Source organism: Clostridium sp. AM34-11AC, from assembly GCF_003435375.1.
Classification (GTDB): domain Bacteria; phylum Bacillota; class Clostridia; order Lachnospirales; family Lachnospiraceae; genus Pilosibacter; species Pilosibacter fragilis.
The window spans coordinates 83,219-96,728 of the sequence record NZ_QWGL01000012.1 but is presented as its reverse complement, the minus strand read 5'-3'; the positions used below and the strand labels follow the sequence as shown (position 1 = coordinate 96,728).

10 protein-coding genes are annotated in these 13,510 nt (G+C 50.2%); 9 read left to right on the top strand and 1 reads right to left on the bottom strand.

The features are described from left to right. The first annotated feature begins 170 nt into the window (after positions 1 to 170). From pheA to DW826_RS09275, 9 genes are all read left to right on the top strand, one after another. Positions 171 to 1,307 carry a prephenate dehydratase gene (pheA, locus tag DW826_RS09315; protein ID WP_117470810.1) on the top strand — a complete coding sequence of 379 codons (1,137 nt, stop codon included), beginning with the start codon at positions 171 to 173 and terminating at the stop codon, positions 1,305 to 1,307. A gap of 120 nt (positions 1,308 to 1,427) precedes the next feature. Beyond that, positions 1,428 to 2,993 carry an exopolyphosphatase gene (locus DW826_RS09310; RefSeq protein ID WP_015553583.1) on the top strand — a complete coding sequence of 522 codons (1,566 nt, stop codon included), beginning with the start codon at positions 1,428 to 1,430 and terminating at the stop codon, positions 2,991 to 2,993. A gap of 46 nt (positions 2,994 to 3,039) precedes the next feature. Beyond that, entirely contained in the window at positions 3,040 to 5,244 is a 2,205-nt protein-coding gene (locus DW826_RS09305) for an RNA degradosome polyphosphate kinase (protein ID WP_117470793.1), read from the top strand. Between the two features lie 252 nt (positions 5,245 to 5,496). Next, positions 5,497 to 7,503 carry a molecular chaperone HtpG gene (gene htpG, locus DW826_RS09300; RefSeq protein ID WP_117470794.1) on the top strand — a complete coding sequence of 669 codons (2,007 nt, stop codon included), beginning with the start codon at positions 5,497 to 5,499 and terminating at the stop codon, positions 7,501 to 7,503. After that, on the top strand, positions 7,496 to 8,458 hold the full coding sequence (locus DW826_RS09295; RefSeq protein ID WP_181968036.1) for a CPBP family intramembrane glutamic endopeptidase: 963 nt from the start codon (positions 7,496 to 7,498) through the stop codon (positions 8,456 to 8,458). Before htpG ends, DW826_RS09295 begins: the two co-directional genes overlap by 8 nt. A 237-nt stretch (positions 8,459 to 8,695) precedes the next feature. Next, entirely contained in the window at positions 8,696 to 9,211 is a 516-nt protein-coding gene (locus DW826_RS09290) for a deoxyuridine 5'-triphosphate nucleotidohydrolase (RefSeq protein ID WP_021904848.1), read from the top strand. A gap of 111 nt (positions 9,212 to 9,322) precedes the next feature. Next, positions 9,323 to 10,129 carry a tetratricopeptide repeat protein gene (locus DW826_RS09285; protein WP_117470796.1) on the top strand — a complete coding sequence of 269 codons (807 nt, stop codon included), beginning with the start codon at positions 9,323 to 9,325 and terminating at the stop codon, positions 10,127 to 10,129. 8 nt (positions 10,130 to 10,137) lie between these two features. After that, complete coding sequence (gene hflX / locus DW826_RS09280) at positions 10,138 to 11,391, top strand: GTPase HflX (protein ID WP_117472094.1); 1,254 nt, start codon at positions 10,138 to 10,140, stop codon at positions 11,389 to 11,391. 37 nt (positions 11,392 to 11,428) lie between these two features. Further along, positions 11,429 to 12,298, top strand: coding sequence for a YitT family protein (locus DW826_RS09275; RefSeq protein ID WP_021904845.1), 870 nt, complete (start codon positions 11,429 to 11,431; stop codon positions 12,296 to 12,298). Positions 12,299 to 12,531: 233 nt separating this feature from the next. On the opposite strand, the gene DW826_RS09270 is transcribed toward DW826_RS09275, so the two are convergent. Then, the gene (locus DW826_RS09270) at positions 12,532 to 13,482 is read right to left on the bottom strand and encodes a transporter substrate-binding domain-containing protein (protein ID WP_117472096.1); all 951 of its coding nucleotides are present in this window, start codon (positions 13,480 to 13,482) and stop codon (positions 12,532 to 12,534) included. Between the last annotated feature and the right edge of the window lie 28 nt (positions 13,483 to 13,510).

Below are 13,510 nucleotides of genomic sequence, written 5' to 3'. Positions count from 1 at the left end.
GTTACCAGTTCAGATACTGCTCCGTGAATAATTCAGGATAAGGTTTCAGGCGGATAAAATGGCTTGAAATGATATGACAGGACAAGGTTTCGGAGATATCTGCTGAAAAAGCAAAAGAAATTTTGGGAAATACCTGGGGAGAAATGACAGAAAGCAGAGGCATAAAATATATGAAAAATCTTGACTTAAAAGAATGCAGGGACAAGCTGGACGTGATCGATAAAGAGATCGTCCGTCTGTTTGAGGAGCGCATGTCCGTATGCGGAGATGTGGCGGAATATAAGATCGGAACAGGAAAAGCCGTTTACGATGCGGCGAGAGAGGCACAGAAGATCGCAGCGGTTCAGGAGCTGGCCCACAGTGAGTTCAATAAAGAGGCGGTAAAGGAGATCTTTTCCCAGTTAATGTCCGTCAGCCGCAGATACCAGTACAGCCTGTTATCCGCTCACGGTATGGGAATGGACACCGGATTTACGGAAGTGGAGACCATCGGGAAGAAGAATAAAAAGATCGTCTTCCAGGGCGTCGAGGGCGCTTACAGCCATGCCGCCGCGAAGTTATATTTCGGCGAAGATGCGGATCTTTACCATGTTCCGGAGTTCGAGGACACGATGCGCGAGGTGGAAGAGGGACGCGCTGATTATGCGGTACTTCCCATCGAGAATTCCACAGCCGGTTTCGTGATCAACAACTACGACCTGCTCTTAAAGTACAAGAATTACATAGTCGGCGAGGTCTATGTCCCGGTTGCCCATATGCTGCTCGGCGTTCCGGGAGCGGAGCTCTCCGATATCAGGACCGTTTACTCCCATGCCCAGGCTCTGGCCCAGAGCTCTGATTTCCTGTCCGTCCATAAAGACTGGAAACAGATCGCTGTCTTAAACACGGCTGTGGCTGCAAAGAAGGTCATGGAGGAGAAGGATCCGTCCCAGGCGGCTGTCGCAAGCCGTACAGCGGGAGAACTCTATGGAATGGAGATCCTCGCGGAGGAGATCAACAATGTAAAGGGAAATACGACGAGATTTCTGATCCTTGGAAAAGAGCCGGTGTACGCAAAGACCGCCGGAAAGATCAGCGTGGCTTTCGAGATCGCCCATAAGAGCGGTTCCCTATACAACATCCTTGGAAACTTCATTTTCAACAATGTCAACATGACGATGATCGAATCCAGACCGATTCCGGAAAAGAGCTTCGAGTACCGGTTCTTCGTGGATTTCGAAGGAAACTTAAGCGATGCGGGAGTGAGAAACGCGCTGACCGGTCTTGCTGCGGAAGCTTCCGTCATGAGAATTTTAGGTAATTATTAGAGAGATACGGTCCGGGAAAATCCGGACCGATTCTTATATCAACAGATATTTGATGCAGACGATATGACGGACACAAAACGGGTCCGGTGATCGTCACGCACAGAGCAAGGAGGAAAAAACATGGCAGCCCTTACATTTGCAGCCATCGATGTGGGATCCTTTGAGGTGGAGATGGGGATCTATGAGATCTCAAACCGCAACAAGATCCGAAAACTGGATCAGATCCGCCACGTCACTGCGCTGGGAAAAGATACCTACAATAACGGAAAGATCAGCTATGAGATGGTGGAGGAGCTTTGCGATGTGCTTGCGGATTTTGCAAGGATCATGAAATCCTATAAAGTCACGGAATACCGTGCCTACGCCACAAGTGCGATGCGCGAGGCGAGAAACAACCGGATCGTTCTGGATCAGATCCGTGTCCGCACCGGGATCCAGGTACGGATTATCAGCAACTCGGAACAGCGATTTCTGGGCTACAAGGCCATCGCGGTGTCCGATGACGAGTTTGATGAGAATATCCAGCAGGGAACCGCTATCGTGGACGTGGGATTCGGCAGCATGCAGATATCCATGTTTGATAAAAACCTTCTGGTGAATACGGAAAATCTGCCGTTAGGTGTTCTGAGGATCCGCGGTACTCTGGAAGAGGTCGATACGACGATGGAACAGTACCGGGAGCTTATTGATGAGATGGTGGACAATGAACTCCAGAACTATAAAAAAATGTATTTAAAGGAGCGGAAGATCAAGCATCTGATCGGGATCGGTGAGAACATCCTGTATCTGTTTCGGTACGAGGAAGACGGAAAGCCGCTTTCGAGGATCACGAGAGAGCAGTTTGAAGAGTTTTACACCCGCCTGAGTACGATGAATGAAGAGCAGATGGAGGAACATTTCGGGGTGAACCGGGAATACGCTTCCTTACTTATGCCATGCGCGGTGATCTATAAGAAGTTTCTTGAGATGACAGGGGCAGAAATGATCTGGATCCCCGGGGTACGGCTCTGTGACGGGATCGCGGCGGAGTTCGCGGCGGACAAGAAGCTTATAAAATTCAGGCACAATTTTGATAACGATATTATCAGCACTTCCCGTTCCATGGCAAAACGCTACCAGTGCTTAAGCCGCCACACGGAGACTGTCGAGAAATATGTGCTCCAGATCTTCGATACAATGCGGAAATACCACGGAATGGGGCAGAGAGAGCGCCTGCTTTTGCAGATCGCGGTGCTGATCCATGCCTGCGGAAAGTTTATCAGCGTCCGGAATTCCAATGAGTGCGCTTACAACATCATCATGTCCACGGAGATCATCGGTATCTCCCATTTGGAGCGGGAGATCATCGCAAATGTGGTCCGCTATAATATCCGGGATTTCGATTACAATATGGTCCGGATGGAGACAGAATTAGATGAAGTGACGGACAGCTTCAGCGGGCAGAACGAGGTCATGCTTCTGATCGCAAAGCTCACAGCAATGCTGCGTCTGGCGAATTCCATGGACCGCGGACACAGTGCGAAGCTCGCGGACTGCCGGATGACCGTGAAGGATCAGAACCTGATCATCACGACAGATTATCACGGCGATATTACGCTGGAGTCTGTTTCCTTTGAACAGAAGGCGGCGTTCTTCGAGGAGATTTTTGGAATTCGGCCGGTGCTTCGCCATAAAAAGTATGTATAGTCAGGTCTGACCGGAACCAACGCATTCAGGGAGGCGGTAAAGAAAGATGAAAAAAGAAGAAAAAAAAGACAATACACAGAAGGCCAGAAAAGGAAAAGAACAGGGAATTGAGTATTTTCAGGATCCGAAAAATTATGTAAACCGAGAGTTGAGCTGGCTGGAGTTTGACTGCCGTGTACTGGAGGAAGCCAGAGATAAGACCAACCCACTCTTTGACCGTCTGAAATTCTTAAGCATCACGGCATCAAATCTGGACGAGTTTTTCATGGTCCGCGTGGCCTCCTTAAAGGACATGGTCCATGCCGGATATAAAAAACCGGATATTGCCGGAATGACGGCTCAGGAACAGTTGGATAAGATCAGCGTCCGGACCCATGAGCTGGTGGTGCAGCAGTATAATACCTACAACCGGTCCCTGCTTCCGGCACTCAGAAATAACGGATTAAATCTGATCGAGTGCCATGAGGACCTGACACCGGAACAGGGAGAGTTTGTGGACCGGTATTTCAGGGAGGAGGTTTACCCAGTACTCACCCCGATGGCGGTGGACTCCTCGAGACCGTTCCCCCTTGTCCGGAATAAATCTTTAAATATCGCGGCACTGCTGAAGAAAAAAGACGGCGATGAGGAACTGGAATTTGCCATGGTACAGGTTCCGGCGGTGCTTCCGCGGATCATAAGCCTCCCGGTGACCACCGATGAGGACCACAACGAGACGCGGAATGTGATCTTTCTGGAGGAGATCATCGAGCGGAACATGCAGCAGCTGTTCTTAAACTACGATATCGTGACATCCCACCCGTTCCGAATCATGAGAAACGCCGATTTCTCCCTTGACGAGGAGGAAGCTGTGGATCTTCTCGAGGAGATCGAGAAGCAGTTAAAGCGCAGGCAGTGGGGCGAGGTCATCCGTCTGGAGATCGAGGATAAGGCGGACCAGAGACTCCTCAAGGTATTAAAACGGGAGCTGGAAGTCAACGAGGAAGACATCTTCGAGATTCCGGGCGCTCTGGATCTGACGGTCCTTATGAAGATGTACGGCCTTGACGGATACGACCATTTAAAGACACCGAAATATACGCCGCAGCCGGTTCCGGCACTGATGAATGATGATGATATCTTCACGAATATCCGGAAAGGTGATATTCTCCTGATGCATCCTTACGAGACCTTTGATCCGGTTGTGGATTTTGTGAGAAGCGCGGCAAGAGATCCGGAGGTGCTGGCGATCAAGCAGACCCTCTACCGTGTCAGCGGAAATTCCCCGATCATCGCGGCTCTGGCGGCAGCGGCGGAGAACGGAAAACAGGTATCGGTACTTGTGGAGCTGAAAGCCAGATTTGATGAGGAGAACAACATCATCTGGGCGAAGAAACTTGAGAAAGCAGGCTGCCATGTGATCTATGGCCTTGTGGGCTTAAAGACCCACTCGAAAATCACCCTCGTGGTCCGGAGAGAGGAGGATGGCATCCGCAGATATGTTCACCTCGGAACCGGTAACTACAACGATTCCACCGCAAAGCTCTATACGGACTGCGGAATCATGACATGTCATCCGCTGATCGGTGAGGATGCCACAGCAGTCTTCAACATGCTTTCCGGTTATTCGGAACCCTTGAACTGGAATATGCTCTCCGTGGCACCGCTGTGGCTGAGAACAAAATTCCTGCGTCTCATTGAGCGTGAGACGAAGAATGCCCGGGCAGGAAAGCCGGCTTCCATTATTGCAAAGATGAACTCTCTCTGTGATAAAGAGATCATCGCGGCCTTATATGAGGCGTCCTGCGCTGGTGTTAAGATCCATCTGGTGGTCCGTGGAATCTGCTGTCTGAAGGCAGGAATTCCGGGACTTTCCGAGAATATTGAAGTCCGCTCCATCGTCGGGGAATTTCTGGAACACGCGCGGATCTTTATCTTCGAGAATGACGGAAGCGAAGAGATCTACATGGGAAGCGCCGACTGGATGCCGAGAAATCTGGACCGCCGCGTGGAGATCCTGTTCCCGGTACTGAGGGAAGAGTTGAAAGACAGGATCCGGAAGTACATGGAGCTGGAGCTTGAGGACAACTTAAAAGCCCATGTCTTACAGCCGGACGGAACATACGAGAAGCCGGACCGCCGCGGAAAACTCCCAGTGGGATCCCAGATGGCACTCTGCGAGATGGCTGTGGCTGCGGCGAAGAACGAGCGGAAGAAACATGAGCAGGAGGAGACTGCAAGAGTGTTTATTCCGATCGAGAGCGAGAATTAAGTGAGATCATTAATTGACTGACCCACCCATAGCAAAGGCGAAAGAGAAAAAAGTTTATAAAAATTTTATTAGCACTCATTAAAAATGAGTGCTAATTTTATTGACATTTTGATTTTCTGGTATTAAAATATGTCATGTTAAACAGAACAGCTGTTATAAAGACAGCTGGAAAATGATAAATGAAAATCGGCGGTCCGAGGGAATTATGAGAAGTTCCTGCGCCGCAGGAATTGAAATAAGGAGTGGTTTAATATGGCAAAGAGTGGAAGTCTTTCAATCAACAGTGAGAATATATTCCCGATCATCAAAAAATGGCTTTATTCCGATCACGATATTTTCTACCGTGAGTTAGTCAGCAACGGCTGCGACGCCATCACAAAATTAAAGAAACTGGCCCTGATGGGTGAGTATGAGACACCGGATGATGAGACCTATAAAGTTCAGGTTACTGTAAACCCGAAGGAGAAGACGATACGGATCGAAGATAACGGTCTCGGAATGACAGAGGACGAGGTTGACGAGTATATCAACCAGATCGCTTTTTCCGGTGCGCAGGATTTCTTAAACAAGTACAAAGATAAAGCAAACGAGGACCAGATCATCGGTCACTTCGGACTTGGCTTTTACTCCGCGTTCATGGTAGCCGACAAAGTAACGATCGATACCTTATCCTACAAGCAGGACGCAAAGCCGGTCCACTGGGAGTCTGAGGGCGGTACCGAGTTCGACATGAAAGAGGGCACAAAGGAAGGACACGGAACCGTGATCACCCTGTACCTGAATGAGGACAGCGCTGAGTTCGCAAACGAGTACCGTGCAAGAGAGATCCTCGATAAATACTGCGCGTTCATGCCGGTTGAGATCTACTTAAACGATGAGACTGCAGAGCCGCAGTATGACACGATCGAAAAGGATGAGCTCACCGATAAAGATACAATTATCGAGACGATCGTAGAGCCTGCAAAAACAGAGGAGAAAGAAAAAGAGGACGGAACAAAGGAGACAGTTGAGGTTTCTCCTGCAAAAGAAAAATATAAGATCGCAAGACGTCCGGTTCCGGTAAATGATACAAATCCGCTCTGGAACAAACATCCGAACGAGTGCACAGACGAAGAGTACAAGGAGTTCTACCGTAAGGTATTTCAGGACTTCAAGGAGCCGTTATTCTGGATCCATCTGAACATGGATTATCCGTTTAACTTAAAGGGTATCCTCTACTTCCCGAAGATCAATATGGAGTACGAGAGCATCGAAGGCAAGATCAAGCTCTACAATAATCAGGTATTCATTGCCGATAATATCAAGGAAGTCATTCCGGAATTCCTGATGCTGTTAAAGGGCGTGATCGACTGCCCGGATCTTCCGTTAAATGTATCCAGAAGTGCTCTCCAGAATGATGGGTTCGTTAAGAAGATCTCCGACTATATCACAAAGAAGGTTGCGGACAAGCTGTCCGGCATGTGCAAGACAGACCGCGAGAATTACGAGAAATACTGGGACGACATTAATCCGTTCATCAAATTCGGCTGTTTAAAGGATGAAAAGTTCGACGAGAAGATGAAGGACTATATCCTCTACAAGAATCTGGATGGCAAGTACCTGACTCTCGCTGACTGCCTGGAGGAGAACAGGGAGAAACACGAGAATAAGATCTTCTATGTGACGGACGAGAAAGAGCAGAGCCAGTACATCAACATGTTCAGGGAAGCAGGAATCGACGCTGTGATCCTTCCGAATCCGATCGATTCCCCGTTTATGCAGCATGTGGAGCAGAAGAATGAGGGCTTGAAGTTCCTGCGCATCGACGCGGATGTCAACGAGACCTTCAAAGATGCCGAGGAGACAGATGAGGCCGCAAAGGAGCAGGAGAAGAAGGATGCCGAGACTCTTGCGGAGGTCTTCAAGAAGGCCATCGGAAATGACAAACTGAACGTCAAGGTCGAGAAGCTGAAAAACGAGGGCCTCGCGTCCATGATCACTGTGTCCGAGGAGAGCCGCAGAATGCAGGATATGATGAAGATGTACAGCATGTACGGCGGCGGTTCCGATCTGTTCCCGGCGGAGGAGACACTTGTCCTCAACGCAAACAATGGCCTTGTAAAGTATGTGTTAAACAACAGGGACGGCGAGAAGACACCGATGCTCTGCGAACAGCTCTATGACCTTGCAAAGCTCGCTCACGGAAGTCTTTCCCCGGAGCGTATGACAAAGTTCATTGCGAGAAGCAGTGAGATCATGAAGGAAGAATATGGTGCATAAACGAAGAGATTTTCTGATTACGTTTACAATTTTATGCCTTGCCATGTGCGCCTGCTCAGGGTTCCAGTACCTGGGCAGCGCTTTCTATGGCCTGGTATGGCACCGGATCCATGGCCTGGGAAGCGGCGGAGCGCGTCTGCTTTCCGGGCTTTTTGATTCTCCGTGGACGGGAGTCCTGGTGCAGTATATCTTTTCTATCGGAGTTCCGTTCCTTCTGGTGGTTCCGATGACATGTTTTGTGAGATCGGACCGGAGACCGGCTCATACACTTCCGGCGGAGGTCTGGATGTCGGCGCTTTTCATGTGCCTGGGACTTGGGTACATCTTTAATTTCCTCGGCGTGTTTCTGGACGTGTTTTTTTCTATATTTACGGGAGTTCCGGCGACGGATATGAACCCGGTGATGGACGCCCTCGATGAGCTGACGCCTGGAATGGTGATCTATACCTGCCTGATCGCCCCGTTTATGGAGGAGTTTATCTTCCGGGGAGTTCTCTTAAAGAAGGCGAGACGGTTCGGGGACCGGACAGCGGTGGTCTTCTGTGCGGTCATGTTCGGGCTGATGCACGGAAATTTAAACCAATGCCTGTACGCGGTGGTGATCGGACTGATCCTCGGCTATGTGGCGGTGCGGACGAACCGGATCTTTTATAATGTGCTGCTTCACATGGCAGTGAATTCCTTTTCCATGATGTTAGTGCTGGTGGAAAATGGATTGAACGCACTGGGGATGGGCGCAATGGCAGCGGCGTTTTCTGTGGGAAACTTCATTATGATCCTGCTTCTCATCGCAGCCGGGATCTACTTTTTCTTCCGGGACGGACGCCGCTACTGGTGGCAGATGGGACGCCAGAACGGGTGGCCGACACCGTACAGGAAGTATGTGTACCTGAATCCGGGATTTATTTTATATATGATCATTTTCGGGATTGAGATGATATCGTATATTTTATAGAAAAAGTTTTCGGGAAAACAGCAGCCTGGAGAGAATATCCGGGAGTGTCGCGGCTGCTTGGAAAACCACATAGAAATGTACGTGAGAGACGGAAGCATCCGGCAGAATATACTGTGGGCAGTGGACACATTGCCGTAATAACGCAGTGCATTCTGCCGGATTTTCTGTCTGAAACGCTTGAAAAGGGGGCGGGGTCTTGGTATAGTAGTGGGAGACCATTTACGAAGAGGAGACATCATGCAGAGAATCGCAAAATTTGAAAAAGTAAGCTTTGAGCAGTTTAAAAAAGACTGGCAGGGGGAACACCCGCAGGATACAGAAGAAGTGATTAGGGAAATCTACGATGGGATCAGACTTCCGAAGCGTGCCACAGCAGGCTCTGCCGGATATGATTTCTTCGCACCGGCAGCGTTCACGCTGAAACCGGGTGAGATGACAAAGATCCTCACAGGAATCCGGGCGCGGATCGATGACGGCTGGGTATTAAAGCTCTATCCGAGAAGCGGACTTGGATTTAAGTTCCGTCTTCAGTTAAACAATACCGTCGGGATCATCGACAGCGACTACTACGGATCTGACAATGAGGGCCATATCCAGGTGAAGCTCACCAATGACAGCCGCGAGGGAAAGACCGTGGAAGTGGAGGCAGGAACAGGTTTCTCCCAGGGGATTTTCGTGGAGTACGGAATTACGGTGGATGATGAGGCCGATGAGGTGAGAAATGGTGGATTCGGAAGCACGACGCGTGCGTAAAATGTGGAGAAAAGGGAAAGAATTCCCGAGGCCAGAGCGTGCTGAAGCTGAAGGTTCATGAAAAGACTTTACAAAGCATATAAAGAAACGAAATAAAACGTAAAATTTAAAATGTATAAACAGTATAAGAAAACAAGAAAAATAAGCAAAATAAAAAAGAGCATTGTATCAGCGTTATTTCTATCCGGTATGCTGCTCCTCCTCACCGGTTGCAGCCATGTGACCAGTGAGATGAAGGAGAGCAGGGAGAACGGCATCGCCCTCATGGAAAGCGGTGATTACGAGGGGGCTGTCGCGGAGTTTGACAGCCTGATCGACCAGACAACGCGGGTGACCTCTTTTGAGATCGATGTATTAAAGTACCGCGGTGAGGCAGAATTTATGCTGGGGGACTATGGTGCCGCGGCGTATACTTATGATACCCTGGCGAAGGTGGATAAGCCGAGAGCCGAGTATTACTACCTCGGCGCGGTGAGCCTCGCGAATTCCGGGGATCAGGATGGTGCTGAGAACCGCCTGGAGTCCGGTAAGAGCGCGGATGCGAAACATGAGGTTACAGGCTACGCAGAGGCGATGGAAGCCCTGGGGGCGGCATATATGACTGCCGGAGACGAGGAGAAGGCGGATGAGCTCTACCAGACTCTCGTGGATGAGGGCTTTTCCAGCACGGAAGTTTACAACCGCTGGATGATGGCTGCGATGGAAAAAGGCAATTATGAGGAAGCGCTGCAGCACGCGGAGGCGGGACTTGCCCTCTCTGATGACCGGGCAAAGAAAGAGATCGCCTTCAACCAGGCCGTGTGTTATGAGTACCTGGGCCAGTATGAGAAGGCGCTGGAGCTGTTCCGAAGCTACGAGGAGCAGTATGGACAGGACGAGAAGGCAGATCATGAGATCGCGTTTCTCGTGACAAGATAGGAGAAAGAATGGCAGAATTGATAGAGATCGGTGAGCAGCAGGAGCGGGTCATCCTGTTTGCTGCCAGCACGAACGCCTCCGATGACACGGAGGAGTCCGTGGAGGAGCTTCGGGAGCTTGTAAAGACCGCGGGAGCTGAGACCGTGGGAGTCGTGATCCAGAACCGGGAAAATGTCCATCCGGGAACATACCTCGGAAAAGGTAAGATCCAGGAATTGAAGGAGATGGTCTGGGAGTCCGGCGCTACCGGCGTTGTCTGCGACGATGAGCTCTCCCCGGCACAGTTAAAAAACCTGGAGGACGCCCTGGACACAAAGGTCATGGACCGTACGATGATCATTCTCGATATCTTTGCCGCCCGTGCAAAGACAAGAGAGGGGAAGATCCAGGTAGAACTTGCGCAGTTAAGATACCGCGCCGTCCGCCTTGTGGGTCTCAGGAATTCCCTGTCGAGACTTGGCGGCGGAATCGGTACGAGGGGACCCGGCGAGACGAAACTTGAGGTGGACAGAAGACGGATTCACGAGAGGATCAGCCAGTTAAAATCGGAGCTCCAGGATGTGGAGCGCCACAGGGATGTGGTGCGGAAACAGAGAGAGCAGAGCGGAACGCTGACGGCGGCCATTGTGGGTTACACGAACGCCGGAAAATCTACGCTCTTAAATAAGCTCACAGGAGCCGGGATCCTGGCGGAAGATAAGCTCTTCGCGACCCTGGATCCGACGACGAGGGCATTGACGCTTCCGGGAGGGGAAAAGGTTCTCCTGACGGATACCGTAGGATTTATCCGAAAACTTCCGCATCATCTGGTTGAGGCCTTTAAGAGTACCCTGGAGGAGGCGCGCTACTGCGATGTGATCCTCCATGTGGTGGACTGTTCGAACCCGCAGATGGACATGCAGATGCATGTGGTCTATGAGACTCTGCGCCGATTGGACATCAAGGACAAGGAGATCATCACGGTATTCAACAAGGTGGACCGCCCGGACGCAGATACCGCCTGCAGGGATATGTCCGCGGATTATAAAGTGAAATTATCGGCAAAGACAGGAGAGGGCATTGAGGAACTGCTGGATCTGTTTGCCATAATTTTGAGAAACCGCAGGATCTATTTTGAGAAGATATTCGCCTACAGGGATGCCGGACGGATCCAGACGATCCGGAAGAGCGGACAGCTTCTTTCGGAGGAGTATCAGGATGACGGGATCCATGTGAAGGCGTATGTGCCGGTGGAACTATTTGAAGAATTATATCGGGATTAAATGAATTCAGACTGGCAGATATAAGGGGGATAATCTTATGGAAAAGATGAGGGAAAAAGAGCTTGCTCTGGATCTTCTGGCAGATGTGGCGGGCGGTTTTGTACAGGCCGTCGCACTCCACTGCTTTATCAACAATATCGATATCGCGCCGGGAGGTGCCAGCGGTATGGCGATCCTGTTAAACCGTCTGACGAATCTCCCAATCGGTACCCTGACATTTCTGATCAATATTCCGCTTCTGATCGCGTCCTGGATCTATCTGGGAAAGGAGAAGACGATCAAAACACTGAAGACAGTTGCGATCATGACCGTGATTCTGGATGGTCTGGTGACACCGTATTTTCCGGTGTATTCCGGCGATAAGATGGTATCCTGCCTTTTCGGCGGAGTGCTGATCGGAATCAGTCTTGCCGTTATATTCATGCGCGGCTCTACCACAGGCGGAGGCGATATCGCCGCAAAGCTTTTACAAAAGTATTGTCCGCACATGCAGACCGGAAAAGCGGTCATGGCGACGGACCTTGTGATCATCCTGCTTTCCATGGTGGTATTCCGGAATATCGAATCCGGTCTTTATGGACTCATTAACATGGTGGTGGGAACATATGTGATCGATGTGATCCTTTATGGTATGAATAAGAGCACCATGATAACGGTCATTACAGAAAAACCGAAGGAGATCGCTGATGAGCTGATGGATGAGCTGGAGCGCGGCTGTACCTTTTTAAAGAGCGAAGGAGCTTATCGGAAAGAAGATGGAAAGACCGTGATCTGTGTTCTGGACAGAAAGCAGTTCTACAAGGCGAAGAAGATCGTCTATGATATCGATCCCAGAGCGTTTATGATCGTCTCTGAGGCTCAGGAAGTCTACGGGGAAGGTTTTCTGGATTCTGACTGGGAAGTGTAGGAAGAAACAAATGAATGCGGCAGGACAGACCGGATCACCAGATCCCGCGGGTGTGTCTGCGGCAGATAAGACGGAACAAAAAAGACGAACCGCCAGGTAATTGCGGATCGTCTTTTTTGTCATGAGATATTATGGGGAGAACCTCCCATGACCAAGGGGTTCCGGCACCTGGGGAAGGTACCGGTGAAGGGGTGCGGCCTGACCGCGGCCGCTGGGGATATCAAAGGATCGAATTATTCGATAATGCCAAGGCTCTTCGCGTACTCCGTATACTCGTCGTACCACTGATTGTAAAGATCTTTCTCAACGACTTCGTCGATGATCTCGTTGATCCGGTCTGTGAGGGCATCCTCACCCTTCGGGATACCGATTCTTGTTCCCTGTGTTTCAGGATCAACTTTGAAATACAGGTTCGGGACGATCACAAGATTGCTGTCCGGGTTGGATTCCAGATATAATCTTGCCATTCTGAGGGCTGCGACTATCACATCACTCTTTCCGGTCTCGACCATCAGGAAACCATCGTTTGTGGAGGAAACACGGTTGTATTTTTTGTAAGCCGGGATCTGCTCCTGTACGAACTGCTCCTGAAGGGAACCATTCTGGGCAACGACCACCTTGTCTGCAAGATCGTTGAAGGATTTGATACTGTCAACATCTTCCTTGCGGACCAGAATGCCGTATGCTGTCTGCGGATCTTCGTCTCCGAAATAGTAACCCTTGGAGAGGTTCATGGTCTCAGCTCTTGCCGGTGTGTAGGCTAAGGCGGAGATCGCGAGATCATATTTTCCGGTCGTGATGCTTCCGAGAACGCTTGTGAAGTCCATCGGTTTTAAGCGGACCTCAACACCGAGTGCCTCACCGATGTACTTTGCAAGTTCGACATCAGAACCTGTGTAGGCCTCCTCGCCGCTCTTTGTGGGATCGATGAATTCGTTCGGAGCGAAGTACGGCTCAGTTGCGATCTCGATGTATCCGCGCTCTAAGATCTCGTTCAGGCGGTTGTTGGAACCGGTGGTCTCAGATGCGATGATTCCTGCGTCTGTCTGAGGAGTTGCTGTCTCTCCGGAAGTTGTCTGCGGGATCGTAGCGCCCATTGCGGAGGAACCGGAACATCCGGTGAGTGCCGCAGCGGATAATAAAAGTGTTGTACCTAAGATGAGAAGCTGATTTAATTTCTTCATGGATTGGTTCCTCCTTGTATGCTGATTG

Excerpts from the sequence above, each read along its gene's own strand:
- hflX (WP_117472094.1), top strand. The coding sequence starts at position 10,138 with ATGGCAGAATTGATAGAGATCGGTGAGCAGCAGGAGCGGGTCATCCTG.
- DW826_RS09285 (WP_117470796.1), top strand. The coding sequence starts at position 9,323 with ATGTATAAACAGTATAAGAAAACAAGAAAAATAAGCAAAATAAAAAAG.
- DW826_RS09270 (WP_117472096.1), bottom strand. The coding sequence starts at position 13,482 with ATGAAGAAATTAAATCAGCTTCTCATCTTAGGTACAACACTTTTATTA.
- htpG (WP_117470794.1), top strand. The coding sequence starts at position 5,497 with ATGGCAAAGAGTGGAAGTCTTTCAATCAACAGTGAGAATATATTCCCG.
- DW826_RS09290 (WP_021904848.1), top strand. The coding sequence starts at position 8,696 with ATGCAGAGAATCGCAAAATTTGAAAAAGTAAGCTTTGAGCAGTTTAAA.
- DW826_RS09310 (WP_015553583.1), top strand. The coding sequence starts at position 1,428 with ATGGCAGCCCTTACATTTGCAGCCATCGATGTGGGATCCTTTGAGGTG.
- DW826_RS09275 (WP_021904845.1), top strand. The coding sequence starts at position 11,429 with ATGGAAAAGATGAGGGAAAAAGAGCTTGCTCTGGATCTTCTGGCAGAT.
- pheA (WP_117470810.1), top strand. The coding sequence starts at position 171 with ATGAAAAATCTTGACTTAAAAGAATGCAGGGACAAGCTGGACGTGATC.
- DW826_RS09305 (WP_117470793.1), top strand. The coding sequence starts at position 3,040 with ATGAAAAAAGAAGAAAAAAAAGACAATACACAGAAGGCCAGAAAAGGA.